This is a genomic window from Pseudoalteromonas sp. NZS71_1 (assembly GCF_015864305.1).
Classification (GTDB): domain Bacteria; phylum Pseudomonadota; class Gammaproteobacteria; order Enterobacterales; family Alteromonadaceae; genus Pseudoalteromonas; species Pseudoalteromonas arctica.
In genome coordinates, this window is record NZ_JADYXM010000013.1 from 64,568 (window position 1) to 90,876 (window position 26,309).

The 26,309-nt window shown below is 39.5% G+C and carries 28 protein-coding genes; 16 read left to right on the plus strand and 12 right to left on the minus strand.

Going from position 1 to position 26,309, the window contains the following annotated elements; translation table 11 throughout:
- Positions 1 to 15 precede the first annotated feature (15 nt).
- The 3 genes from I6F43_RS16250 to I6F43_RS16260 all read left to right on the plus strand — a co-directional run bounded on the left by I6F43_RS16250 (position 16) and on the right by I6F43_RS16260 (position 2,813).
- A complete protein-coding gene (locus tag I6F43_RS16250) occupies positions 16 to 864 on the plus strand; it encodes an MBL fold metallo-hydrolase (RefSeq protein ID WP_007580517.1) in 849 nt (282 codons plus the stop codon).
- Positions 865 to 963: 99 nt separating this feature from the next.
- Positions 964 to 2,496 carry a bifunctional GNAT family N-acetyltransferase/carbon-nitrogen hydrolase family protein gene (locus tag I6F43_RS16255; protein WP_010554553.1) on the plus strand — a complete coding sequence of 511 codons (1,533 nt, stop codon included), beginning with the start codon at positions 964 to 966 and terminating at the stop codon, positions 2,494 to 2,496.
- Positions 2,496 to 2,813, plus strand: coding sequence for a DMT family transporter (locus I6F43_RS16260; protein ID WP_007580521.1), 318 nt, complete (start codon positions 2,496 to 2,498; stop codon positions 2,811 to 2,813). Before I6F43_RS16255 ends, I6F43_RS16260 begins: the two co-directional genes overlap by 1 nt.
- A gap of 70 nt (positions 2,814 to 2,883) precedes the next feature.
- Here I6F43_RS16260 and I6F43_RS16265 read toward each other — a convergent pair whose 3' ends face one another.
- A complete protein-coding gene (locus I6F43_RS16265; RefSeq protein WP_197103186.1) occupies positions 2,884 to 3,762 on the minus strand; it encodes a DMT family transporter in 879 nt (292 codons plus the stop codon).
- Positions 3,763 to 4,074: 312 nt separating this feature from the next.
- Between I6F43_RS16265 and I6F43_RS16270 the strand changes: the two genes are divergently transcribed.
- From I6F43_RS16270 to I6F43_RS16280, 3 genes are all read left to right on the plus strand, one after another.
- On the plus strand, positions 4,075 to 4,272 hold the full coding sequence (locus I6F43_RS16270; protein WP_197103223.1) for a hypothetical protein: 198 nt from the start codon (positions 4,075 to 4,077) through the stop codon (positions 4,270 to 4,272).
- A gap of 388 nt (positions 4,273 to 4,660) precedes the next feature.
- On the plus strand, positions 4,661 to 5,845 hold the full coding sequence (locus I6F43_RS16275; RefSeq protein ID WP_197103189.1) for a hypothetical protein: 1,185 nt from the start codon (positions 4,661 to 4,663) through the stop codon (positions 5,843 to 5,845).
- Positions 5,846 to 6,169: 324 nt separating this feature from the next.
- Complete coding sequence (locus tag I6F43_RS16280) at positions 6,170 to 6,553, plus strand: MAPEG family protein (RefSeq protein ID WP_010554555.1); 384 nt, start codon at positions 6,170 to 6,172, stop codon at positions 6,551 to 6,553.
- A gap of 73 nt (positions 6,554 to 6,626) precedes the next feature.
- On the opposite strand, the gene I6F43_RS16285 is transcribed toward I6F43_RS16280, so the two are convergent.
- The 3 genes from I6F43_RS16285 to I6F43_RS16295 all read right to left on the minus strand — a co-directional run bounded on the left by I6F43_RS16285 (position 6,627) and on the right by I6F43_RS16295 (position 9,016).
- A complete protein-coding gene (locus tag I6F43_RS16285; RefSeq protein ID WP_197103191.1) occupies positions 6,627 to 7,838 on the minus strand; it encodes a M56 family metallopeptidase in 1,212 nt (403 codons plus the stop codon).
- 9 nt (positions 7,839 to 7,847) lie between these two features.
- On the minus strand, positions 7,848 to 8,222 hold the full coding sequence (locus I6F43_RS16290; RefSeq protein ID WP_007580531.1) for a BlaI/MecI/CopY family transcriptional regulator: 375 nt from the start codon (positions 8,220 to 8,222) through the stop codon (positions 7,848 to 7,850).
- A gap of 101 nt (positions 8,223 to 8,323) precedes the next feature.
- Complete coding sequence (locus I6F43_RS16295) at positions 8,324 to 9,016, minus strand: pseudouridine synthase (protein WP_197103193.1); 693 nt, start codon at positions 9,014 to 9,016, stop codon at positions 8,324 to 8,326.
- A 109-nt stretch (positions 9,017 to 9,125) separates the two neighbouring features.
- Here I6F43_RS16295 and I6F43_RS16300 point away from each other — a divergent pair, with 109 nt between their 5' ends.
- Positions 9,126 to 9,431 carry a DUF6482 family protein gene (locus I6F43_RS16300; protein ID WP_024589642.1) on the plus strand — a complete coding sequence of 102 codons (306 nt, stop codon included), beginning with the start codon at positions 9,126 to 9,128 and terminating at the stop codon, positions 9,429 to 9,431.
- 40 nt (positions 9,432 to 9,471) lie between these two features.
- Positions 9,472 to 9,879, plus strand: coding sequence for a GNAT family N-acetyltransferase (locus I6F43_RS16305; RefSeq protein ID WP_197103195.1), 408 nt, complete (start codon positions 9,472 to 9,474; stop codon positions 9,877 to 9,879).
- Positions 9,880 to 9,889: 10 nt separating this feature from the next.
- Here I6F43_RS16305 and I6F43_RS16310 read toward each other — a convergent pair whose 3' ends face one another.
- The 8 genes from I6F43_RS16310 to lptM form a co-directional block, all read right to left on the minus strand.
- On the minus strand, positions 9,890 to 10,246 hold the full coding sequence (locus I6F43_RS16310; RefSeq protein WP_197103197.1) for a HopJ type III effector protein: 357 nt from the start codon (positions 10,244 to 10,246) through the stop codon (positions 9,890 to 9,892).
- A 21-nt stretch (positions 10,247 to 10,267) separates the two neighbouring features.
- Positions 10,268 to 11,371 carry a retroviral-like aspartic protease family protein gene (locus I6F43_RS16315; RefSeq protein WP_197103199.1) on the minus strand — a complete coding sequence of 368 codons (1,104 nt, stop codon included), beginning with the start codon at positions 11,369 to 11,371 and terminating at the stop codon, positions 10,268 to 10,270.
- 187 nt (positions 11,372 to 11,558) lie between these two features.
- Positions 11,559 to 12,266 carry an HAD-IA family hydrolase gene (locus I6F43_RS16320; RefSeq protein WP_197103201.1) on the minus strand — a complete coding sequence of 236 codons (708 nt, stop codon included), beginning with the start codon at positions 12,264 to 12,266 and terminating at the stop codon, positions 11,559 to 11,561.
- Between the two features lie 10 nt (positions 12,267 to 12,276).
- On the minus strand, positions 12,277 to 13,221 hold the full coding sequence (locus I6F43_RS16325; RefSeq protein ID WP_197103203.1) for a tyrosine recombinase XerC: 945 nt from the start codon (positions 13,219 to 13,221) through the stop codon (positions 12,277 to 12,279).
- Positions 13,218 to 13,829 (minus strand): DUF484 family protein, encoded by a 612-nt coding sequence (locus tag I6F43_RS16330; RefSeq protein WP_197103205.1) that lies wholly within the window; start codon positions 13,827 to 13,829, stop codon positions 13,218 to 13,220. Before I6F43_RS16330 ends, I6F43_RS16325 begins: the two co-directional genes overlap by 4 nt.
- Positions 13,826 to 14,656, minus strand: a complete 831-nt coding sequence (gene dapF / locus I6F43_RS16335) for a diaminopimelate epimerase (RefSeq protein ID WP_007580548.1) — start codon at positions 14,654 to 14,656, stop codon at positions 13,826 to 13,828. The genes I6F43_RS16330 and dapF overlap by 4 nt, the downstream gene beginning before the upstream one ends.
- Positions 14,657 to 14,720: 64 nt before the next feature.
- Entirely contained in the window at positions 14,721 to 15,974 is a 1,254-nt protein-coding gene (gene lysA / locus I6F43_RS16340) for a diaminopimelate decarboxylase (RefSeq protein WP_024589650.1), read from the minus strand.
- Positions 15,975 to 16,169, minus strand: a complete 195-nt coding sequence (lptM, locus tag I6F43_RS16345) for an LPS translocon maturation chaperone LptM (RefSeq protein ID WP_197103207.1) — start codon at positions 16,167 to 16,169, stop codon at positions 15,975 to 15,977. It lies immediately after the preceding gene.
- Positions 16,170 to 16,510: 341 nt separating this feature from the next.
- On the opposite strand from lptM, the gene cyaY reads away from it, so the two are divergent.
- The 8 genes from cyaY to add all read left to right on the plus strand — a co-directional run bounded on the left by cyaY (position 16,511) and on the right by add (position 26,276).
- On the plus strand, positions 16,511 to 16,834 hold the full coding sequence (gene cyaY / locus I6F43_RS16350; RefSeq protein WP_002960979.1) for an iron donor protein CyaY: 324 nt from the start codon (positions 16,511 to 16,513) through the stop codon (positions 16,832 to 16,834).
- Positions 16,831 to 17,487, plus strand: a complete 657-nt coding sequence (locus tag I6F43_RS16355) for an alpha/beta hydrolase (protein WP_007580555.1) — start codon at positions 16,831 to 16,833, stop codon at positions 17,485 to 17,487. The genes cyaY and I6F43_RS16355 overlap by 4 nt, the downstream gene beginning before the upstream one ends.
- Before the next feature lie 22 nt (positions 17,488 to 17,509).
- Positions 17,510 to 18,487, plus strand: a complete 978-nt coding sequence (locus I6F43_RS16360; RefSeq protein WP_197103209.1) for a DUF2914 domain-containing protein — start codon at positions 17,510 to 17,512, stop codon at positions 18,485 to 18,487.
- Positions 18,488 to 18,522: 35 nt separating this feature from the next.
- Positions 18,523 to 19,461, plus strand: a complete 939-nt coding sequence (hemC, locus tag I6F43_RS16365; RefSeq protein WP_010554568.1) for a hydroxymethylbilane synthase — start codon at positions 18,523 to 18,525, stop codon at positions 19,459 to 19,461.
- Complete coding sequence (locus I6F43_RS16370; protein ID WP_197103211.1) at positions 19,462 to 21,303, plus strand: uroporphyrinogen-III C-methyltransferase; 1,842 nt, start codon at positions 19,462 to 19,464, stop codon at positions 21,301 to 21,303. It abuts the gene before it with no gap.
- On the plus strand, positions 21,300 to 22,409 hold the full coding sequence (locus I6F43_RS16375; RefSeq protein ID WP_197103222.1) for a heme biosynthesis HemY N-terminal domain-containing protein: 1,110 nt from the start codon (positions 21,300 to 21,302) through the stop codon (positions 22,407 to 22,409). The genes I6F43_RS16370 and I6F43_RS16375 overlap by 4 nt, the downstream gene beginning before the upstream one ends.
- Positions 22,410 to 22,460: 51 nt before the next feature.
- Positions 22,461 to 25,148 carry a CHASE domain-containing protein gene (locus I6F43_RS16380; RefSeq protein WP_197103213.1) on the plus strand — a complete coding sequence of 896 codons (2,688 nt, stop codon included), beginning with the start codon at positions 22,461 to 22,463 and terminating at the stop codon, positions 25,146 to 25,148.
- Positions 25,149 to 25,274: 126 nt separating this feature from the next.
- Positions 25,275 to 26,276: an adenosine deaminase gene (add, locus tag I6F43_RS16385; RefSeq protein ID WP_007580566.1), complete on the plus strand. Its 1,002-nt coding sequence runs from the start codon at positions 25,275 to 25,277 to the stop codon at positions 26,274 to 26,276.
- The last annotated feature ends 33 nt before the right edge of the window (positions 26,277 to 26,309 follow it).

Genomic DNA, 26,309 nt, shown 5'->3' on the forward strand with positions numbered 1-26,309 from the left:
CAACAGAGAACAAAAATGAAAAAAATACTACCCGCATTAATAACAGGTTTATTACTAAGTACAGCAGCGCAAGCCGACGAGGGACCAGTAACAGCACAAAAGCTAAGTGAGCATGTATACGTATTATTTGGGCAAGGCGGTAATATTGCAGCAAGTGTAGGTGATGATGGCATTTATATTATTGATGATCAGTTTGCCAAACTCTCAGATGATATTAAAAAAACGATTAGCGATTTAAAACCAGGCAGTGCAGAGTTTGTTATTAATACGCATCATCATGGCGATCATACCGGTGGCAACGAAAACTTTGCTAAAGCGGGTGCGCACGTTATAGCACACGACAATGTACATAAACGTTTAGAAGAGCAGCATGGCGAAGGGTCAGACTTTTTACCGCGCATTAGTTTTGGTCACGATTTAAAACTGCATTTTAATAATGAACATGCCCATGTAGTGCATTACGAACATGCACATACCGATGGAGACTCGGTTGTCTTTTTTAGTAACGACAACATAGTGCACATGGGCGATATTTACTTTAATTTTGGCAGCTTACCGTTTGTTGATGTAGATAGTGGCGGTAGCGTTGATGGTATTTTAGCGGCAGTAGACGATGTAGTTAAACAAATTGACGACAACACTAAAGTAATACCAGGACACGGTAAGGTAAGTGACCGTTCAGGACTGATAGCGTATGGTAAACTAGTTCAAAACGCGAAAGACGTAATGCTAAAAGCAATGCAAAATAATGCAAGCTTAGAGCAAGTACTTAAAGCCGATCCATTGGCAGAACTTGGTCTTGAATACGCAGGCTGGTTACCAAAAGAGAAAGTAACCACACTCTTTTATCGCAGTTTAAAGTAGTACATCTAAAGTAAAAAACATGATACAAAGCTGAGTGTATTCTTGATTTAATCGAGCGTACATTCGGCTTTTATTTTCTTATGCCTAAAGGAGTTGTGTATGTCGGCAGAAAAAACCCATCTTGAAATTTGTAACTTAACCAGAGAGCAATATCCGCAAATTAAAACCTTGATGGATCAAGCGTATCCCGACTTAGGTGGTGCGTGGCCAAGTCATACCATTTTTAGATTAATAGACCAATTTCCTGAAGGGCAAATAGGTATTGTAGATGACGGTGTGCTGGTGGGCTTAGCATTAAGTGTACAAGTTGATTACACACGTTTTTCAAACCCGCATACGTACGAAGACATTGCAGATGGTCACGACCGTGTATTTAGCGATACCGACGGCGATGCGCTATACGGCTTAGATGTGGCCATTAGCGAAACTCACAGAGGCATGCGATTAGGTCGTCGCCTTTATGATGCCCGTAAAGAACTGTGCCGCCAATATAACCTACGCGCTATTTTAGCGGGTGGTCGTATTCCACGTTATTACAATCACAGTAGTGAAATGACGCCAATGGAATACATTGCAAAAGTAGATCAGAGAGAGCTATACGATCCTATTTTAAGCTTTCAGTTATCTAACGATTTTCAGGTAAAGCGTTTACTTAAAAAGTACCTACCGGAGGATCAAGAGTCAGTTGGTTACGCCACTTTACTTGAGTGGAATAACATTATGTATGAACCAACCGACACTGTACTCGAGTCAACTAAATCAATCGTGCGTGTAGGTGCTGTGCAATGGCAAATGCGTTGTGTTGAATCGGTTGAAGAAATGCTAAAGCAGGTTGAATACTTTGTAGATACCGTATCAGACTACAAAAGCGACTTTATACTATTCCCTGAATTTTTTAACGCGCCATTAATGGGCTTAGGAAATCAAAGCAACCAAACTGAAGCGATTCGTTATTTAGCGGAATATACCGAAACGTTTAAAAACGCGATGTCGCGTATGGCAATAGAATACAACGCCAATATTATTACCGGCTCTATGCCGCTTGCCGAAGACGATAAAATTTATAACGTAAGTTATTTATGCCACCGCAGCGGTAAAATAGACGAGCAACGTAAAATACATATTACCCCGCATGAACAAAACGATTGGGTTATTCAAGGCGGCGACAAAATTGCTGTATTTGAAACCGATGCTGGGCGTGTAGGTATTCAAATTTGTTATGACGTAGAGTTTCCTGAGCTTTCACGCATATTAGCAAAACAAGGGTTAGATATTTTGTTTGTCCCATTTTGGACCGACACTAAAAACAGCTACTTACGTGTGCGCCATTGTGCACAAGCGCGTGCAATAGAAAACGAATGTTATGTGGTTATTGCAGGCTCGGTAGGTAACTTACCACAAGTAGAAAGCCTTGATGTGCAGTACTCACAATCGGCTGTGTTAACGCCATCGGACTTTTCGTTCCCGCACGATGCAACACTTAACGAAGCCACACCTAATACAGAAATGCTGTTATTTAGTGACCTTGATATGGATAAGTTAAAAATTCTTCACAGCGAAGGCACAGTGCGTAACTTAAAAGATCGCCGCGAAGATTTATATGAAGTTATATTGAAAAAGAGAGATGTTTAATGGCGTGGATTTATTTGGTTATTGCCGGTTTACTTGAAATTGGCTGGCCGATAGGTTTAAAAATTTCGCAAAACTCAGATACTCGCTGGCAGGGCATCGCAATAGCGGTGGCATTTTTAGTCGCTAGTGGTTTTATGTTGTGGCTTGCGCAAAGGCAAATATCAATGGGCACCTCATACGCGGTGTGGACAGGTATTGGCGCTGCGGGTACGTTTTTAGTAGGTATATTGTTTTATAACGATGCAGCTACATTTGGTCGTATTGCGGGAGTATTAATGATTATTAGCGGTGTGATAACACTTAAAATAAGCTCTTAATTGGTAATTTGAATAAACGCTTAATTATGAATAGCGCAGGTATAAAAGCCTGCGCTTTTTTATGTTGCCATTAATTCGGCAACATAACCAAAACAGCGGCAATGGCTATGAGTATTAAGCCTGCAGTATCTTGTTTTTTAAGTGGCTGCTTTAACCAAAGTACGGCAATTAGCATGGTAAAAAATACTTCAACCTGTCCAAGTGTTTTAACGTAAGCAACATGTTGTAAGCTCATTGCACTAAACCAGCCAATAGAGCCGATACAACTAAAAACACTAATAGCGGCTGTAGTGCCTTTGTAGTACCACAATTTACTGAGCGTTTGCGGCTCTTTTAATAATAAATAGCCCAGTAGTATTAGTGTTTGTAAGCTAATTACAAACAGCAAAACCCAAGCGGCTGAGTGTGGGAATAATAATCCTGAATTTAAGCTCGCTTCACGTACCCACAGTGAGGTAAGTGCAAAGCAAGTACCACAAGCAAGGCCTAGTAATGCCGTTTTAGCATTAAAGTGTTTAACGCTTGTTATGCCGCTGAGTAGCAATACGGCAATAGCGCCAAAAAACACACCAAGCCAACCGAGTAAAGAAAGTGCCGAGCCAAAAAATAATACACCTAAAATAGCAGCCACTAACGCCTCGCTTTTGGCAAGACCAGCACCTACGGCGTAATTATTCATTTTAAATAACTTAACCATTAAACCAGTGGCAAGTATTTGCATAACACTTGCGCCTACAATAAATCCCCAAAAGGCATTATTAAACGTAGGCATGGCGGTATCTTGATATTGATAAAGGCCATATAAATACACGGCAGCAATAGGGCCTGCAATAATAAAGCGAGAGAGGGTTACGCCAGCCACACTCACATCGTTACTTAATTTACTTTGCAAGGCATTACGCCATGCTTGCATAAAGGCGGCTAAAAAAGTGAAAAATATCCAGGTCATGGTCGTCATCGTTAAAATGTAAGGCAGTAAAGTTAACAAGCTTTGTGAAGTAAAGCGATGCATTAACTATGATGTTGAATATTCATCATCTGCGACATTATGTCGCACGGGTTTGAGGATAAATTTAGCTATAGTAAGCCTGATGTTATTGTTAGCCGCCAGAGTTTGTCATAAAACGTATCTGGCGGCTTTTTTATTGCGCTTATACCTATATAAATACTTGCCTAGTTCTTATCGTGAGAATTAACAAACACTTTTGGACGAAGCCGCACTTTCCGACTATATGGCGGTTTAAACCCGAGCAGAGCTAAAATGGCAAAAGTACCAGAAGAGCCAGACCATACCAGCATAAAAAAACGGCTTCGCTTTGCTGGGATGTCGCGCCAGGTTATAGCAAAAGGGTTGCCGTTTGAGCTTATATTAGTAACTGCGAAAAGCTACAGGCGGAAATTTAAAACCACAGAGTTAAAAATTAAAAGTGCAATCATGCAGCCATTCCGATACGTGTAATTTAGGTTTTAATAGCGATAATGATTCATTTAATAGGTGGGATGAAAGTAACCCTGCGATAAAAGATACATTTTTAATCTGAAAGGTAGATTCAGTGAACCAGTTTAGTTTTTACCATTAGAGTGGCTGTCTAGTTTAGCTGCTATATAGAAAAGCTGCAAAACACGATGCATTAAGAAGGGTAGACCTTTTAAGCTCAATAAAGCCACACAGACACCTGTAATCCCTTCCAAAACGTCCATTAAAGCAACCTATAAAGCGCTTTTTAAATTTTACGTGAAAGTCAGTTGTCGATTGAACCAAAATAGGAACTCAGCTATGGTTTGTTTATTAATAAAAACAAATAAAAAACGAGTTAATCTACAGGCTTGTTAGGTTTGGAGGTTTGATGAAAGCTTTATTTTTGGGAGCTGGAGCGTCTTACGAAGTAGGCATGCCATTAGTATGGGAATTTACTAATGTGCTAAGGCGAGTTATCTTAAAACGGTTAGATTCAAACCTTTTTAATTTCAAAAATGACTCAGAGTTGAAAAACGAGTTCATTTCGTTATTTGAAAATCATGATTTGCACTACGAGCAAATAGTCGCACACCTTGAGGATATCTATCTTAACTCTCGAGGTAATGTTGATAAAAGGGATGCTGTTCACGGTATCATTATTCAGTTAATAGAAACGATCCAGCTTTTACTTCTAGAGGATCAAAGTTTAATCAAAGAGTTACTGACTCATCGTATAAAAAATTATTATGGTCTGAAAGAGTACCTTTCTAAAAGAGAACCCACTTTAGTGTGCTCATTAAATCATGACGTAGTATTCGAAGAAGTGTGTACATATCTATCGATCCCATTCTCCGACGGGTTCTATGATGACTATCGAGGCTTTGGAAATGTAGCTCCATTTTCGTCAATATCATCTAAACAATTAGAAAGTGGCGAATTTAACTTCTTTAAAGGAAGTTCACTTGGGTTTAATCTTGTAAAATTACATGGCTCACTGGATATATTTGCGATTGAAGACATGGACTACTTCATTAAAGCTAAGGCTTTAGGTCAGTACGTTGGTGGTCATATTGATTCAATTATATCTATAGAGAAAGCTAATAGTCTGATTTGCCATCGTGATCAATATCGCATGACAAATGAGTTAACCGTTGAAGATGATACTGGGGAAATACAGTTTCTGCGAAGATCTTTGCTTTCTGGTGGTCATAAGTTTAAAAATGAAATGTCACAAATCGCACCTGCTACTTTACTTGATTACTTTAAGAAAAGCTTGAATGAAATCATTGAACTAACCGTTATTGGGTATAGTTTTGGAGATGAACATATAAACGATATTCTGAGTGCTTGGGCTTCTAAATCAGGAAAGTTAGTACAAGTATTTGACCCTTATATGACTGAAATCCCAGATTGTTTAGTAGGGCATGATGTGGAAGTTCAGATCTTAAATGGGGGTTTTACTGATTTTTGCTTAATGTATGACTCCTCAGAAGAATCATATCAAAATAAGTCGCTGCGAGATGCTCTTGATACAGTAAGGCTCGGCTTGAAACAAAGGCGAGTTAGTTTATAAACATCAGAATCGATGCTTTTATTTTATTATCGTGTATCCCATTTCACAGTAATGATGCGTCAAAAGCTTGCTTAAAAGCAAAGGTACTGACATATATTCGAGCTATGGCGTCATGTTTATCATGTGCCATGCTCCTAATACAATTAGAGTGGCAGTCTAGTTTGCTTTGCTTTGCTCTGTTTATTGTTTAATCCGCTGGGGTCGTCATAAAACGTATCTGGCGGCTTTTAACTACGCTTATACCTATATAAATACTTGCCTAGTTATAGATACCATATTTAATCAGATTGGTATAAATTATCCGAAACATCAAAAGGATAAATTATGACAACATTAGTTGTATGTGCATTACTTGCGGTATTAATGCCTTACTTTGCAAAAGTGCCGGTTGCTATAGCAATGGCAAAATTAGGTCGATACGACAATAAACATCCTAGGGCGCAACAAAAAAAATTAACCGGCTTTGGTGCACGGGCGCTCGCTGCTCATCAAAACTGTTTTGAATCGCTTGCTGTTTTTGCTGTCGCTATTGCAGTTGTACTGGGTACTAACTCTGTAGGTGCAGTGACCGAAATGCTAGCTGTTACGCATATTGTGTCGCGTATTTTGTATTGCGTATTTTACTATATGAACCTAGATATAATTCGCTCATTAGTGTGGTTTATTGGTTTGGGTACAGCCATTGCCATGATTGTGGTGAGTTTGTAGGTTTATACTTTAAAACCACAAAGCAAGCAGCCTAAAAGGGCGCTTGCTTTGTAGTCTTGAAGAACTCGTGGCGTTAATGCGATACTTTAATTCGCTCAATTAAATCGGTAGGTGCCACTTCACTATTAATCGCAAAATCTAGTTGCACAAGTACATCTTCAAAACCTGAATCTGATGCTTTATATTTCCATTTTGCTAGCGCCTCTTTCGCTGATTTATCAAAAACATCTTTAGGTTTAGATTGAATAACACTAATGTTTTTTGTTTTACCGTTTGCTGCAATATCGTATTTTAATACAACAGAGCCGCTGATCCCTTGTTGAGCTGCTTGTATTGGATAAGCAGGTTCAATGCGTATTGTTGGTGAAATATGTTCCTCTTGCGTTTTATTTACTTCTGGTTGCTTTGCAATTGCTAAGCCGCTTAGCATGCTTGCGGCTACAAGTAATAAGCCACCTTTAGCAAGCTTTGAACGCTCCCCGCTGTGTTTTATATTAATTAGTCGTTGTAACATGGTTTTTTTATCTCCGTAGTGTGAATAAGCCATAAGTCCTGTGGGCACATTTGCCGCGCAGTTTATTAAGGCTTTGCTATATAAAATATGTTGTTGAGTGGTTTTATCGGCTAATACCCGTTCATCACAAGTCAGCTCTTGTAGTCGGCGCATGCTTGCGTAACAAAACCAAGCTAGTGGGTTAAACCACAGTAAAATAGTAGGCAGTAATATAAGTGCGTTTGTTAAGTTGTCTTTGCGTTTAATGTGTACGTTTTCGTGCTCTAAAATAAGCGCTAATGTGGCTTTATCAAACTGGGTATTATAGTTACTCGGTAACACCAGCTTGCTGTTTAAAATACCGACCACCATTGGCGTGGCTACATGTTGGCTGGTATAAGTTTTAACATCAGCGGTAAGAGTGCCTTCAAATTGTGTTAACTCAGTTAACTGCAGGCTTTTAACAAAGCGGGTATGCGTAATAAAGCTAGCTATTAATAACCCTGCGGTAATAAGTACATACATGAGCGCCCAGCTAATACCCATTTCATGTGTAAAAGGCTGGTTAGGGGTGATTAAGTAATGGCTAATATTGCTATTTTGCAGTGGTTTAATCGCATTTGGTAAATTAGCAATAACCAATGCTGCAGGTAATAGCCATGCTAATTTATATACAAACCGCGAGCCAAGGGCTTTTAAACTAAATCGCTCGAGTAAAATAAATCCACAAAACAAGATACTTAATAGTAGTTGTTGCTCAATTAACCAATTAAACCCAGTTTGAATAACCATGTTAATCCCTTACTTTTGGTTTTTTTCCCAGTCATCTATAACTTTTTTAAGCTCGTTTATATCTTGCTGAGAAAGCTGCTCCGATTTAGCAAAGCCGCTTACAAGTGGCGCAATACGTCCACTAAAAAAGCGCTCAATAAAGTTTTGGCTTTCTTTTAAGGTGTAGTCGGCGCGCTCCATACACGGCATATAAATATACTGACGACCTTCTTTTTCAAATGTAAGTGCGCCTTTTTTTACTAGTCGACCTAGTAGGGTTTTAATGGTTTTTTCGTGCCATTGCTTATCGTCGCTTAAGCGCTCAATTATTTGGCTTGCGGTGGCGGGGTAGTTAATCCAAAGTGCGTCGAGCACGTCAAACTCTGCTTTTGATAACTCAATCATGCTATTGCCTACAAATGTAATCTTTAATTAAAGACTACACCTGTAATCTTTAATTGCAAGTTTATTTTTAACTTTTTGAGATGTAATTAAGTGACTTGGTATTAGATTTTTGAAATATCGTTTTTATTAATTTGTATATATTGGTTTTCAGGTAGGTTTAGTTTTGAAAGGGTGAGGTCACTAAATTGCACTCTAAATAAATCAATTACTTTATATCCGCAGTAATGCGCCATTTTACGTATTTGTCTGTTTAGCCCTTGTTTTAAAACAATACTAAACTGATTGCTGGCTATTTTATTTACTTCACAAGGCAGGGTTATGTGTTTATCAACGGGTACGCCTGCTGCCATTTTTTTACAAAAAGCATCGTCTAAAGGCTTATTTACGGTGACTAAATAATGTTTAGGCTGGTGGAAGTCAGGATGTATTAGTTGATTACAAAAATCCCCATCGTTGGTCAAAATAAGCAAACCGCGAGAGTCTTTATCTAATCGACCAATAGGGTAAACGCGGGTGAGTGTGGGCAAATGGTGAATAAGGCTGGCTGGGTCATCAATATTTAATTTGCAGTCAATACCTACTGGTTTGTGGTACGCAAAATAAACTAAATCGGCAGCACCTTTAATTTCTTTTTCATTCACTATTACAATGTCTTGCTCATCAACGTGATCTATATGATTCGCTGGGCGATTATTTACAGTCACAACACCTTCATCAATTAAACGCGATGCCTGTTTACGAGAACAAATACCTGCATGGGCAATATATTTAGCGAGTCGGACTTTTGTGCTCATAACGTGTGACGCCAGCGGCTAATAAAAATTTGATCGTGATTATAGCAAAGCTGCGTATCGATAATGTTAAATAACCAGAACTCAGGTTAAATATAAAAAGGTAGCCAGGATGGGTATTAAATTTTCACAGTTAAAAAAGCACGAGCCGCTACAAAAAGTCATTGTTCACTCGTTAGATATGGCGCTTTATCAAGTATCAGTAATGATTAATAACGTTGAATACTATGTAACAGAAGACAGCGGTGAGTTTTTAAGAGCGCTAAGCCCACTGCATGTTCAAAAGCGTTTTGACAAAATAGCGTATGCCGAAATGGTACTGCGCCAAACAAGCGCTTACGACGAAATGTGCGGTCAGCCAGAAAAAACCGGTAGCAATATGCTTGAAGTACCTTACGGTAAAAATAATCTTTATTGATTGAGCTAATTTGCTAGTATCTGCTTTTTAAGGGCGATAAATGTATCAATTAAAAGTAGATAATACCGATGCGTTAAACTCAGCGCTTCGCGCACAAATGGTTGAATTTAACGCCCAGCATTTTGATGCGCAAAGAGTGCCATTAGGCTATAAATTTACTGATGAGCAAGGCGAGCTTGTTGCCGGTATTAGTGGGTGTGTGTTTGGAAATTGGCTGATGATTAGTTGGCTTTGGTGTAGCGATAGTGCACGAGGTAAAGGGCTTGCAGATAAACTGCTAACGGAACTTGAACAAGCTGCTGTTGAGCTAGGAGCAACAACTGCTCAGCTTGATACACTTGATTTTCAAGCAAAACCTTTTTACGAAAAGCGCGGTTATAGTGTTAAGTATCAACTTAATAATTACCCACGCTCAGGTACGCGTTACTTTATGGAAAAGCCACTTTAATTTTTGCTGGCTATTTTTCTTTTAGTGGCTCGCCTTCAAAGGTAATACCTAAAAAAGGTGTTGCCTCTGGTGCTAACATAAAAGTGCGAATATTTAGGTGATCATCGCCTTTTGGGTTTTGCAGCACGTCGTCTCGGTAAAACTTACCAAAACAATCCAACGTATTTTGTTTACTTAAATCGTTTAATTTAGCAAACGCAAAAATTTTACATGAGCCGTTGTTCTCACTCGCAGCGCTAAGTAATCCATGGTTATTAAAGCCACATGCAGTAAATGTGTAATTTGCTTCTATCACCGCCATTGTATCGGTAAATTGAATGCTTTTTGGGTTTTCTGCAAGGGTTTTTAAATAGTCATTTAGTGTCATGTGTTACCTTTGGGTTTTTAATTATTTAGCGCTTAACTCTAGCTCATCTGTTTGCTGATTTATATTGAATTTAAATCGCGATAAAAAGTTCATTCCTAGTAAACCTTGTCCACGGGTGTTTTCAATGCTTAGCACTTCAAAACCATAAATAATTTGCGAGCCCACTTTAAACGATTCAATTTGATAACGCTTTACAACAATTTGACCATTCGCTGTATTTACCGTTACATCGCCTAAATATAAAGGCTGTGGCGAAATTTTCTCAATAATATTTGTAGGTAGTGAGGTTACGCTTGCGCCTGTATCAATCATTAGTTCGGTTGATAGATTATTATTTATTTCGGTGTTTATTAAGTAATGCGCGCCGTAAGGCGTTAAAGCAACGAAGTCGTCTTGCGATTGCGCTTTATTGATCATAGCTTGCAGTGTTTGCACTTGGCTTTTTAGATTGTGCTGGTGTGGCATTCTATCAAGGGTTGCTTGTGCGCTAATTAAATCGCCTTGCTGAAAGTAGGCGTACGCAAGCGGATATAAAAACTGCGCGTTATCGCTTTTATAATCAAGCCAAATTTGTGTTTGCTCAATAATAGCTTGCCAATTTTGTTGCTCAGTTAATGTGTGTAATTCGTTTTGAGTGAGCGTATTTAAGCGTGTATTTACGTTGTTTTGCTGATCAGCAGGTAGTAATGAATTCAGCTCAAATAAAGCAATAATGGCGTTTTGTGTTTGCTCACTATTTATTAAATACTCAACCTGTAAATTAAGTAATTCTACGTTATAAGGGCTGTTATTTAATAGCGCATTGAGAAATGATTCGCTAAGTAATAAATTGCTATTTAGCCATGTTTTAAGCTGTATCAGCCACGATGAATAAAGGTTTTTTGCACTTTCTGGATTGTTGTTTTTGAGTTGTTGATAGCTACTAAGTGCGGCTTCAAATTGGTGTTGTTTAAATTGCTGCTTTGCCGTATTTAGTAACGTATCTTGTTGTTTAGGCGATATGCTTTGCTGGGCACTTTGCGTTTTTTGTGGTGTAGTTAACGCAGGCTGCGGCCATAATAAATAAGCGTTAAGGCTAAGCGAGCCAATTAATAGCAAGGTGATTAGCTTGGTATAGTGGCTCATTGTGACCTCTTATTTTTAAACGAGTTTATACCAATTTTATTAAAACATGATCATTTTATCGCATTAAATAACTCACTAACTGCGTTAAAAATTATTTATATAGAACAACTATATGTCACAATTTTCGCCTTGTTATTGTGCTATTTTCTTAGCGCTATAATAGAACACTTATTTAATGCAATTGGTATTATTTAATAAAGTGCGTTAAAGCATGGATGTTGACTATTTCAATATCAGCCAGCCCTTTATAAGCATAATTGGCGCCTTGATCGTTTAACCATACTGATTGGCAACCGGCATTATTTGCGCCTTGTACGTCGGTATCTAGGCTATCGCCAATGTGTAAAATTTCACTTTTAGCAACGTTTAAATGTGTGGCTGCTTTATCAAATAAGGTGCTGTGAGGTTTTGCTTTACCGTGCATACCTGCTTGCAGTACGAGTTCAAATTTATCGTGTAAGTTAAAGCGTTCAATTTCAACGTTACCGTTAGTAATCGCAACAAGCGTAAAGTGTTTGGCTAGGTTATCTAGTAAGTTAAGTACGTCATCGCTTACGACTATGTTGCTGCGCGCATCGGCAAAGGCGTTATAGGCGGCATTTGCATGGCGCTCTACATCATCTGCGGTAAACCCAAGTTTAGAAAGCGCTAAACGTAGGGTGTGTTTGCGCCATTTAGTTACATCATCTGCGAGATCTGGGTTTTGTATTACGGCAAGTTCGCGACATAGTTGCCAGTACTTTGGACCTTGCTCTTGATAGCCCAGTAGCGCGTTTAAATAATTTTGTTGGGCTTTAACGGCTGCTTTTATAATAGGGTGATTGCTGTATAGCGTGTCGTCTAAATCAAAGCTCATGACAGAAAATGGCTTAATAGCACGATTAAATCGGATCATATTTATTTTCCTAATCAGTTCGTTTTTTTGCGCGAGGGTGAGTGTTGTCGTACACCTTGGCTAAATGTTGAAAATCTAAATGCGTATACACTTGTGTAGCCGACAAACTGCTGTGCCCTAGTAATTCTTGCACGGCGCGTAAATCACCAGATGATTCTAAAATATGTGACGCAAACGAGTGGCGCAGCTTATGCGGGTGAACCTGCGAGCTAATGCCTTGTTTTATTCCCCACTCTTGCATGCGTAGGCGCACTTGGCGAATCGAAATACGATTTTTTTGGCTACTTAAAAATACTGCTATTTCATCGGGCTTTGTAAATTGAGGGCGTATTGTGAGCCATTTTTTTAATGCGTCTAACGCTTTTTTGCCCACCGGAATTAATCGCTCTTTATTGCCTTTACCACGCACTAAAATTTCACCATTGGCAGCGCTAATATCTTGCATGTTAGCGCCAACTAACTCGCTTATACGCAGCCCTGATGAATACATAAGCTCCATCATTGCTTTATCTCTAATAGCGAGAGGTTCGTCGTCGGGTATTTCGAGCAAGCGTGCCATTTGATCTACATCGAGATTTTTAGGCAGGGGCTTTGCAAATTTAGGGCCTTTTATACCTATTGCCGGATTATGGTAATGCGATTGCTCGGCAATGTTTTTTGCTTTTAAAAACTTATACAAACTACGAATGCAGCTGAGCTTTAAACTAATAGTACGCCCACTTAATTGTTTTGAGCGTAGTGCCATGCTGTAGCGGCGAATATGCTCGCCTTGCACGCCAAACCAGTCATCACATAATTTGCTAAAATAAAGGGCTGCAAAGCCAAGCTGACTTACATATTGATTAACTGTGTGCGCTGAATACTGTTTTTCAAACTTTAAATAATCGCTAAATAGCGTTATGGGTGTACGCCAATTGTCGCTTAACTGGGTAATATTAGGCGCATCGTCACTCATGCTAGTTTTTGCAACCGCAGGTGTAATGCGTTTATAAAGTCGAGTACAAAGAGGTTATCTTGAGCGGGCTCAAAATGGTTTACGTTACTGCTACCAAACGCCAAAATAGCGATAGGGTGTTTAGTGTCGCCAATTAAATAAATCGCGACAGATTGTGTATCTTCACTAAATAATAATTCGCGCTCTTGCTGATTAATACGCCCTAAATAATGCCCTGAATGGGTAAGGCGATGGGCAATAAGTTCGTCGTATTCGAGATTATATTTCACTAATTTGCAGTCGTTAACATCTTCACTTGAGCAAATTATATTGCGTAGATTATTTGCAAGGGTGTCAAAATCGTTATGATTCCAAAGCTGGCGATGGCACTGGCTAAACAAACGATATACAAGCTCGTTTTGCGTTGCATGCTTGCTCATAGTGTCTATTTGGCTTTTTAAAAGCGTGTTGTGCTCGCGTAATTGGCGTTGCTGAATATGTACCAACGACGTTGCACCTTGAGCTTGCTGTTGCAGCTCAAGTTGTGCGAGTAGCTCAGGGTGCTGAATTAAAAAATCAGGATGTTGATGTAAGTAATCAATAACCTGTTCTTTACTTAGCTCGCTCATAGCGCTACTTGCCCGTCGAACACATGCTCTGCGGGGCCAGTCATGCGTACTGGGTGACCTTCGCCACTCCAACGTACTTGTAAGCTACCGCCTGGTAAATCTACTTGAACAGTTGTTGATAACTTATTTTGCATATGACCAATCACCATTGCTGCACACGCACCTGTGCCACAGGCTAGGGTTTCGTTAACGCCGCGCTCCCACACTCTTAATTTAATGTGTTCATGCGATACAACTTGCATAAAGCCAATGTTCGCTTTTTGCGGAAAACGTTCGTGGTTTTCAAGTAATGGACCCAATATATCAACTTGCGCGGTGGTTACGTCGTCAACTTCTAGCACGCAATGCGGGTTACCCATAGATACCGCGCCACTAAATACAGTGTGTTCTTCGGTTCTAATAATATAAGTAAGCTCACGCTTGCTCGCTTTTAAAGGGATTTTACTTGGCTCAAAATTTGGATGACCCATGTTAACCGTTACTTGACCGTCTTTTTCTATGTAGAGCGTTAAGTTGCCCGACTTGGTCGACACAGTAATTTTATGCTTGTTAGTAAGGCCCTTCATACGTACAAAGCGGGCAAAACAGCGTGCGCCGTTACCGCATTGTTCTACTTCGGTACCATCGGCATTAAATATTCGATAATGAAAGTCGAGATCAGGAGAGTACGGCGCTTCAACCATCAGCAATTGGTCAAAGCCAATGCCAAAATGGCGATCTGCCAGTTTTTTGATTTGATCTCGCGACAAAAAAACATTTTGTGTAATGTTATCAATCACAACAAAGTCGTTGCCTAAGCCGTGCATTTTGGAAAAATTAACTAACATAGCGCTCTAATTCGGTTTTGCTCTGTGCTAATCATGCCACAGAGCAGCTAGTAGACAAAAACGTTTATGGTAAAACTTTCTCACCTTGATAAAGGCTTTCAATAGTTTCGCGTTCACGAATAAGATGGTGCTGCTGACCATCTACCATTATTTCTGCAACACGCGGGCGCGAGTTGTAGTTTGAACTCATGGTAAAGCCATATGCACCAGCACTTCGTTGTGCGAGTAAGTCGCCTTGTTTAAGCGCTAGTTCACGATCTTTTCCTAAAAAGTCGCCGGTTTCGCACACCGGACCCACAATATCAAAGTTGTGAGTCGGTGTTTCGTCGTCGCGAACGGATACCGGAATGATTTTTTGCCACGCTTGATAAAGCGCAGGGCGAAGCATGTCGTTCATACCTGCATCTACAATGGCAAAAAATTTGTCTTGGTTTTGTTTAATAAATTCAACTTGAGTAACTAAAATACCTGCATTAGCTGCAATAGCGCGCCCTGGTTCAAAAATAAGTTCAAGGTGTTTGTAGTTAGCTAAGCGTTCGGTTACTTGCGCTGCATATTCACTTGGGTGCGGTGGTTGCTCATTGTTATATGGCACGCCTAAACCGCCACCAATATCTAAGTGAGTTAGCTCAATACCGTTGGTTTTTAGCTCATCAATAAGCGCCATGAGTTTATCAAGGGCTTCTAAAAATGGTCTAACTTCAGTTAATTGAGAGCCAATATGGCAATCAACACCAATAATTTTTAAACCAGGTAAAGCCGCTGCTTGTTGATAAACACTTACAGCAGTTTGTATATCAATACCAAATTTATTTTCTTTTAAACCAGTAGAAATATACGGATGTGTTTTTGCATCTATGTCGGGGTTTACGCGAATAGAAATAGGCGCTTCTAAGTTAAGCTCGCAAGCCACTTCAGAAATACGCTCAAGCTCAGAGGCTGATTCAACGTTAAAGCATTTAATCCCCAATTTTAATGCGTACGCTATTTCGTCTGCTGTTTTCGCCACGCCCGAAAAAACCACTTTAGAAGCATCGCCTCCCGCTTTAATTACACGCGCAAGTTCGCCTTTGGATACAATATCGAAACCCGATCCTAGGCGCGCTAATATATTAAGCACGGCTATATTTGAGTTTGCTTTTACGGCGTAACATACCAAGCTTTTATGATTCTTAGTGGCGTTAGCAAACGCTAAGTAATGGCGCTCAAATGTAGCACGCGAGTACACATAACACGGCGTACCGTATTGCTGCGCGATGCTTGCCACACTTACATCTTCGGCAAATAATTGGTTGTTTTTGTAGTTAAAATAATCCATTTATTGCTCCTGACTTTGCGATGTATTGACTTGCTCAGCGGTAGTGGCTGGTTTAGCTGTATTTTGAGGTTGGTTTTGCTCTGTTTGTTGCTCTGGTAAATATAACGGACCGCTTTGTCCGCAGCCAGCTAAGGCGCTTAACAGTACAGTGCTTATTAATAGTTTTTTTAATTGTAAGGTATGTGTCGCTTTCATTAGATTAATACGGTTGCTGGCTTTATAATCGCAGAGTAACAGAATATCTAAAAAATGCAGCTATTCGCGGATGATTTTATTCCTGTTACACTAGGACTTGTTTATCTCTCGAGGTTGAATTTGCGCTGCCCGTTGGGTTCGTCCTAGGAACGATTTACTCTTTGTTGCTCGGTTTTAACTTAGTCCACTAGGTTACAAATCTCGCGCCGCGATTAAATCGCCCCTAGATAGAACAAATTTCAATTCTGAAAGGTTAACAGGCACTAGCTGCACATTTTTAAAGCTAATTCAAAGCTAAAACGTACCCAATATTAGGCGGCTCGCCTGCAAAGGAAATAACAATGACTGAACACGAATATCACCAATTAGCCGAAGCTCTTATGTTCACTATTGAAGAGCAGGTTGATGATTGCGAAGCTGATTTAGATTACGAATCGGCACAAGGTATTTTAGAAATTATTTTTCCTGATAAAAGTAAAATAGTGATTAACAAGCAAGCACCTCTTCATCAAGTATGGGTTGCGACTAAGTTTAATGGACATCATTTTGAAATGCGTGATGGGTTATGGATTGATAACCGCTCTGGCGCTGAATTTTGGGCGTTTATAAATGAAGCCTCAACTCGCCAAGCAGGCCAAGAAGTTAAGTGGCAATCATCACTATGAGTTTAGAATTTGTAGAATATGCAGCCCAAAGTGAGCACAAAGCAACGGTTATTTGGTTACATGGTTTAGGTGACTCTGGGGATGGTTTTGCGCCAGTAGCTCCGCAGCTTAATTTACCAAGTGAGCTTGGTATACGGTTTGTTTTTCCGCATGCGCCAGTACAACCGGTCACCATAAATGGTGGTATGGAAATGCGCTCTTGGTACGATATTAAATCTATAGAATTAGATAAGCGTGCCGATGAACAAGGCGTAAGGGATTCGGCTGCAAAGGTAGAAGAGTTAATTAATAAAGAAATTGCTAATGGCATACCTGCTAATAAAATTATTTTAGCTGGTTTTTCTCAAGGTGGTGTTGTGTCTCTGCATTTAGCACCGCGCTTTGAGCAAAAGCTTGGGGGTGTTATGGCGCTTTCTACTTATATGTGTGTGCCGCAAAAATTTGCTGATGAAGCAAAGCATACTGATTTAAACGTATTTATGGCTCATGGTAGCCAAGATAATGTTGTACCGCATAGTGCGGGAAGAAGTGCGTTTGAAGTATTAACAGCACATAACATGGATGTAAGCTGGCAAGAATATCCGATGGCCCACCAAGTTTGCGCAGAAGAATTGCAAGCTATTCGCCAATGGTTAATTGCTCGTTTAAGCTAATTTTGGAACCGCTGAGGTCAATATGAGTCAAAAAATAGTTATTAAAGCAAATGTTAAACGCGAACCACAAGAGAGTGTACCAACGGTAAGCTACGAGTGGAATTGGCGTCGTATTGTGAGTATTGCTATGTTGGTATTAATGACCTCTGCAGCAGTTGTGTATGGCTTAACAACGTCAGCCAGTGCAGAGCAAGGTGAGCATCCAAATGAGCAGGAGCAATTTTTAAGCTTTAGTAGTAACGCTCAAAACCAGACAAGCGTTGAAGTAACGGATGTTGAGCTTGAATCATCAGTAAACAATACCCCTAATGAGCCTGCAGAGGTAATGCAAGCTCGGATTGAACCGTTGTCAGCTGAGCAAAATGAGGCTCAACTAAGCATTTCAAGTAATACATCTGATGACGCTGAGCTTGTAAATACTGATACAGTTTTATTAGCTAACAACGATATTGTGATTGATCAAAGTGAGAGTATTAATACAGAGTTAAACTCAAACCTTGATAATGATGTGCAAGAAGAAACCGCAGAAGCTCAAAACGTAGCTGAGCCAGCCAGTCAAAGCGACTTACTTTTAGATTTAGAAAGTGATGATGGTGCATTGAGTGGCACTGAAGGTTTTTCACCTACAGCACAAGTGGCAAGTGTGGCATTGGGGGCGCAAATAGATACAGGTAAAATTAGCCGTGCAGTACTTACTCGTAAAGTAAGTAAGCGTGAGCCCACTAATGTGTTTGCTGCTGATATTAGATTAAGTCAGTTTGATGAAGGCGTATCGTTTTTTAGTGAGATTAAAAACCTTCAAGGGCAGCAAGTTAAGCATGTTTGGTCGTTTGAAGGTGAAACTATGGCTGAAATTACACTTAATGTTACTTCGCCTCGCTACAGAACGTACTCAACAAAAAATATCATGGACACACAAACAGGCCATTGGCGTGTTGATGTAGTTGATGAGCAAGGCAATTTAATTGCCCAAAAAGAATTTAGAATTTTAGCTGACTAAAACTAGCTAAACGCAGTAATTAATTGGATACCCCTATGACAGAAAAAACAAAATTAGTACGCATCGCAACGCGCAAAAGCGCCTTAGCACTTTGGCAGGCCGAATTTGTAAAAGCAGAGCTTGAGCGTTTTCATGCAGATGTGCGCGTAGAATTAGTCCCAATGTCGACGCAAGGGGATATAATTTTAGATACGCCATTGGCTAAAATTGGCGGTAAAGGCTTATTTGTTAAAGAGCTAGAGCAAGCTATGTTAGATGGCCGAGCTGATATTGCCGTGCATTCTATGAAGGACGTGCCAGTAGAGTTCCCAGAAGGATTAGAGCTGTATACTATTTGTGAGCGTGAAGATCCGCGTGATGCGTTTGTATCAAACAATTTTGCAAATTTAAACGAGCTACCACAGGGCGCCATTGTGGGTACTTCGAGCTTACGCCGCCAGTGCCAAATTAAAGCACTTCGCCCTGATTTAGATATTCGTGATTTGCGCGGTAATGTAAATACGCGTTTAGGTAAATTAGATGATGGCCAATACGATGCTATTATTTTAGCGGCAGCGGGGCTTATTCGTTTAAAAATGAGTAAGCGTATTGCTGACTACATTGAGCCAGAAGTGTCATTACCGGCAAATGGTCAAGGCGCTGTAGGTATTGAATGTCGTATTGATGATGAAGTAACAAAAGCATTACTTGCACCACTTGAGCATACCCAAACACGTATTCGCGTAAATGCAGAGCGTTCGATGAACCGCTATTTAGAAGGTGGTTGCCAAGTTCCTATTGGTGCTTATGCATTAGTTGATGGCGAGCAGGTACATTTGCGTGGTTTAGTGGGGGCTGTTGATGGCAGCGAAATTTTACGTGACGAAGTAACAGGTCATGTAAATGACGCAGAAGAACTAGGTATTGAGCTTGCTAAAAAATTACTAGCTCAAGGCGCAGACAAAATATTAGCTGAAGTTTATAGAGACGCATAAATGACACATATTCTGATAACTCGGCCCGAAGGAAAAGGCGCAGCCCTTGCACAGCAACTTGAGCAAGCGGGTTATCAGGCGTCTTTATTTCCGGTATTAAAAATAACGCATTTAACACCCTCCAGCACTGGACTTAGTCCGCTGTTAAATGCAGATAAAATAATATTTATATCGCAAGATGCAGTCAGTGCACTTTCGCAATTAAAACCCGATATAAATACCAAAGCGCAGTTTTATGCGGTTGGACAACAAACAGCCGACATTATATATGAGCAATTTGGTGTGCGCGCAGCAGTACCAAAGCAGTATGATTCAGAAGGGTTACTTGCGCTCAAATCACTCGCCGAGGTTGATGGCAGTAATATAGTGTTAGTTAAGGGGCAAGGTGGCCGCCCTGAGTTAGCTAAAACGCTAAAAGAGCGTGGTGCTTTTTTAAATAATTGTGTTGTGTACAAACGTGAACCCACAGAGAGTATCATCCCTAACTGGACAGACCACTGGAAAAGCCAGAATGTACACGGTATAGTCATAACAAGTAATGCAGCAGTTGATGCTATATTTAAAAGCCTTACTGCACACCAACTACAATGGTTACAACAGTGCCGATTTTATGTTGCAAGCGAGCGGATAGCCGCTTATTTAAAGTTGCAACAGGTAAGTTCGGCTAATATACACATTGCAGCAGGGGCTAGCGATAATGCTATGTTTACCTGCATAAATCAGCAAGGTAGCAACATGAGCGAACAGTCAAAGCCAGTTACGGCAGAAAAAGCCACATCAACAATAGCTAACCCGGCCTCAGCTAAATCAGCTAAGCAAGAGCCAGCAGCTACAAAAAATACGACAGAAAAAAACAAACAAAAGGTAAGTAAGGTTGCAGCACTTGCGCTTCTTATTTCGTTAATTGTGGCCTCTGGTGTTGGATACGAGTTTTATCAAAAATTAAATGCTGGTAAGGTGCAAAACCTAGCCGTTAATGAGTTAAGCGAGCAAAATAAGTTACTCGTTCAAGAGCTGCAAGCACTTAAATCGGCGCAATCTAATTTGCAGCAAGCGCTGTTTAATAGTGAGAAAAAAGTAGCCGCAACCCTAAGTGAAAGTGCAGCTCAAAATCAGCAAGAGCTAAAAGCAGCCCTGCAAAAAGCGCAGCAACAAGGCTCGTCTTTAAACCCATATGAGGTAACCAGCTTACAGCGTATGGCTGAATTTAAACTATGGGCTGAAAAAGATTACCAAGGCACTATTGCTGTTTTAAAGCGCTTAGATGCATTACTTAGCGAACACCCAGGAACAGTTGAAGTTCGCCAAGCTATTATGCAAGACATACAAACACTTGATAGCCTTAAACCTATAGCAACAGAGGCTATTTATTTACAGCTAAACAGTGCACTTAATAGCGTTGATAATTTAGTTTTTAATGCGGTTAACTTGCCAGAAGAAGCGGCTGCAATAGATGAAAATGCTTTAAGTGATGACGTGAGTGATTGGCAGCAAAACCTGAGTAATAGCTGGAATAAAATTGTGGATAGCTTTATTACTATTCGCCAGCACGAAGGTGTTTCCATTGAGCCATTACTTACAGATCAAGAGCGCCATTTAATTAATCAACGTATCAAGCTTAATATAACACAGGCACAAGATGCACTTATGAGTAAGCAGGCGAGTATTTTCTTTAGCGCCTTAAGTGAAGCAAAACGTTTAGTTGGTGAGTACTTTAAGCAAGACGATGATGCAACCAAAACGGTACTTAAAGCGTTGTCTAAACTCGAAAAAGAGCAGCTTAATTTTAATCCAAAAATAACCTTAAATAGTACACAAAAGGTTAAGGAGTGGGCGCAATGATAGGGCTAATTATTTTAATTGTAGCTATTGTTATTGTACTGGCGGTTACTCCATTTGTGCTAGATGAAAAAGGTTATGTACTTATTTCATTTAACAATACGACGATAGAAGGCACGATAGTATCGTTTTGTATAATGGCAGTCATTACCGCTGTTGTTTTATATTTAACATATAAGCTAATCCGCTACTTATTATCGATTTATCATAATACTAAGCATGGCTTTTTTGCACGTAGCCAAGAGCGCAAACAAGTAGCTATTGAGCAGGCTCTGTGGAGTGCTATTAATGATGATTATGAGCATGTAGAGCAGGCTCTATCGGGTAATAGCGTACCAGATAAGTTTGAAGATATTCGCTTAGCATTACTTGCAAAAGCAGCGCTTGCTAATAATCAAACAGATAAAGCACTTGAGCGTTTATTTGAAATAAGCCCAGAGCATCAATTAAAAGTAGCAAAGCTATGGTTGGCAAGTGGCGACAGTAGCGCGATTGAATCACAAATGCGTATTAGCGCAGAAGCTAAAAAAGCCACCGCACTTGAGTTAAAACTTTATGCAGAAGTATTAGTACAGCAACAACACTTTAGTGCGCTGGAAGATTTTTTGCCGCGTTTATTACGCAAAAAAGCACTTACTGATGCACAGTGGACGCAGTTATTTAGTGCCTACTTTAATGCGTTAGATGCAGACAAACTGAGTGAAAAATATAAACAGCTACCGAAAAAGCTGCAAGCTCATGCCCACACCGCATATTTAATGCAAATGGCGCAAGCAGGTCAATTGGCTGTTATCGAAAGTGACTTAATTAAAATGGTTAAGCATAATGAGCAACACTTAGAGCTTGCCAATATATTAAGTAAAGCAACAGCAGCCGACGCGCCTAAGTTGCAAATAAACATACAAGAACGCCTTAAAAAGGATGATTCAAATAATTCACTATTACTTGCGCTGGCTTGCCTTGCTAATGCTAAAGGTGATTATGACTTAGCAGCTAGAATTTTTGATAAAGCACTGAATAGTGACAATAAAAAACAGTTCTCTGAACAAGCTGTTTTAAGTTATAAAAATAGTGCACAAGCAGAAAAGGCGCTCGTTTTATATCAATAAATGACTACACTATAACTACTTAGCATTTTTTGTAGTTCAGGAGCACAAGCATTGAGAAAGTTTTTAATATTAACCCTTAGCTTGGCTTGTGCTTACTTCTTTACTGGGTATTTTAGCAACTCACTTCTTTCTGTTGATGGCTATGCGGTCGCCTCTTGGCCGCCCTCAGGAATTGCTTTAGCGAGCTTTTTAATTTGGGGACGTAAGTCATTTATTGGCCTTATTCTTGGTGCTTTCTGTACTAACTTAATTCATCTTGATAACACCGTAGATATTCTTCATTTTAATGTGCTTTTACAAGCTATTTGCGTCACTTTAGCCTCTGTTTTACAGGCTTGGATTGGTCGTCAAATCATAGTAAATGTTATAAAGGCTCCACTAGATTTATCTTCTTTAAAACACAGTGTGCAGAGCCTAATAGTAGCAGGGCCAATATGCTGTGTTATTGCTGCAGGTGTGGGAACTAGCTTATTAGCATTGAATAATGTGATCCCTACGCATGCTATTTTTGATAGCTTTATAGCATGGTGGATTGGTGACAGTATCGGTGTACTTATATTTACTCCACTCATGCTCGCAGCCTTTAATTACACGCAAGTACGCCACCGTATGTTGGTAATTTTACCTTCACTATTAATTTATATACTGATCAGCGTTAGTTTTTATGGCGCTGCCAGTGTTAAAAAAGAAAAAGACATTCAAAAGCAAGAAGCCAAAATACTTACTGTGCAAAATGCTATAAGCCAGAAGCTCGATGGTATTACTGCTCACTTAGGATTGTTAGCTACATTTTTTGCTAGTAGTAATGACGTGAACTTTAAAGAGTTTAAACAATTTACTTCAAAGCAGTTGGACTATAGCCAAGAAATTTTAGCATTTGAATGGATACCTTATGTACCAGCAAATAAACTCGCAGATTTTGAAACACATGAAAATACAGCCACAGGCAAAACTTTATACATAAAAGAAAAGTCACTTGATGGAGGTTGGCAACCTGCAGGTACTCGTAGTAATTACTTTCCTGTAAAATATGTATATCCCTTAAAAGATAATGAAGGTGTTTTAGGGTTTGATTTAGCTTCTAGTAAAGTAAGAGGTGCAGCGCTTAGCAAAGCGAAAGAGCTTAATGAACTTGCACTAAGTGAGCCAATTAATTTAGTCCAAAATACAGCTGAAGACGGTGTGCTTTTTTTATATCCTGTTTTTGGAGAGTCGTCTACCGAAGATGATTTTCAAGGTTTTGTGGCAGCGATTGTCAGTCTGAAACGCTTATCGCAAACACTATTATTTGATCACAACAACTCAATTTCAGTCAGTTTTTTTGATACAACGATACCAGGGAAAAAGCAGGCAATTTATATTGCCGATACCGATAACTCGCAAACGCTGTTTAAAGAATATCAATTGTTGATTGGCAAACGCATGTGGCAGGTCGAGTTATATGAACCAATAGTTAGAACGTCTTGGTTAATGTATTGGCTTGCACAAATAGTAGGTATGTTGTTTGTGTGGTTACTGATTACATTTTTGATTTCAGTTACAGGTACAAACATACAAATTCGCGAACAAGTGGCTAAGCAAACGCATACATTACGCAAAGAAAAACAAAAAGCAGATGAAGCGAGTCATATTAAAGGACAGTTTTTAGCAAACATGAGTCACGAAGTCCGCACCCCTATTAACGGTATAAAAGGGCTGCATTATTTAGCGCTGCAACAGAATGATTGGCAACAAGCAAGAAGTTACATTGAACAAGCAGATGGGGCACTTGGTGTTTTACTACGGGTATTGAACGATGTGCTCGACTTTTCAAAAATGGAAGCAGGCAAGCTAGACTTAATGCAAGAGCCTATTAATGTAGCGAGTTTAGCGGATGAAATGCTTAATTTACTTCAGTTTGAAGCTGACATTAAATCAATAAAGTTAAGTCTCGATTTTGATAAAACATCAAATTTGGTCATTAATACCGATCCAATCCGCTTAAAACAAGTGCTGCTGAATCTGCTCAATAATGCGGTTAAATTTACAGGGGAAGGTGAGATCACTCTGAAAATTTGGCAGTCGAAAAAAATGACTTACTTTAGTATTAACGATACGGGTATTGGTATTAGTAGCGAAGCACAAAAACAATTGTTTAAACCGTTTGCGCAAGCCGATAGCTCAACCTCACGTCAATATGGTGGTACAGGCTTAGGGTTAAGTATTTGCAGAAAGCTGGTTGAGTTAATGGGTGGTGCAATTGATTTAGTTAGTTATGAAGGCAAAGGTTCTACATTTACATTTAGTTTGCCGCTTATATCGCCTTTACCAAAGGCAGAGAAAATTCAACAGCAATACGACGAAATAGATGTAAGTACCTTATCATTCGCAAACTATAAGTTACTTTTAGTCGAAGATAACCCACTTAACCAGCATGTTGCCAGTGCCATTTTAAAAACAAAAGGGTGTATTGCCGACATTGCTAATGATGGTTTTGAAGCCATAGAAAAGCTAACCGAAAATAGCTACGACATTGTTCTTATGGATATTCAGATGCCAAAAATGGATGGACTCCAAGCAACAAAAGTAATTCGTTGTGATTTAGGGTTAATTGATTTACCCATAATAGGGCTATCGGCGAACGCCCATGACGATGACGTTAAAAAGGCATTAGCCTCTGGAATGAATAGTTATATTACCAAACCTATTGATGCAAATACGCTTTTTAAAACTCTTTGGCACTATTTATCAAATAAATAAGTAACGTTATTTTTTGCACAAAAAGCAGACATATGACCGCTTAAACTTAACGCAAACCATATAGACTTGAAAAATAACTATATCTGCGTATCATGCGCGCAAATTTAACTAAACTGGGTTGCTATTATGATCAATAGAAAATTACCTTTGCTAGATATTCACCGTCATTTAGATGGTAATGTACGTGCGCAAACCATATTAGAACTTGGTCGTCAGTTTAATATAGAGTTACCTGCAGATAACGTTGAGGCATTAATTCCTCATGTTCAAGTTATTGACCCTGAGCCAAACCTTATGGCTTTTTTACAAAAGTTAGATTGGGGTGTCACTGTACTTGGCGACTACGATGCGTGTAGACGCATAGCGATTGAAAACATTGAAGATGCACAAGCACAAGGCCTTGATTATGTAGAGCTTCGATTTAGCCCTTACTACATGGCACAAAGCCAAGGTTTACACCCAGAAGGGGTTGTAGAGGCGGTTGTTGATGGTATTAAATCAGCAACAAAGGGTGCAAATATAAAAGCTAACTTGATTGGTATTTTATCGCGTACTTATGGCGTAAAAACATGTCAAAAAGAGCTTGATGCTTTACTCGCATTTAAAAATGATTTAGTCGCTGTTGATTTAGCCGGTGACGAAATTGGCTTTCCTGGTGAGTTGTTTGTAGAGCACTTTAAACAAGTACGAAATGCTTATTTAGCTTCGACTATTCATGCTGGAGAGGCACTCGGTGCTCCAAGTATTTGGCAAGCAATTAATGAGCTAGGTGCAAGCCGAATAGGGCATGGCGTTAAAGCTATTGAAGATCCAAAACTAATGGATTACTTACGCGATAACCGTATTGGTATTGAGTCGTGCTTAACAAGTAATATTCAAACCAGTACAGTAAACGATTTAGCTAAGCACCCACTTAAACAGTTTTTAGATCACGGTATTTTAGCGTGTATTAATACTGATGACCCTGCGGTTGAAGGCATTGAAATTGAGTACGAATATACCGTTGCAGCACCTAAAGCGGGCTTATCTCAAGCTGATATGGAAAAAGCCCAAAAAAATGCATTAGAAATAGCATTTTTAAGCGATGGCGATAAAAAAGAGCTTTCAGCAATCGTTAGCGCACGTTAATTTAAGAATATTAAAAAAGCCGCTTTATATAAG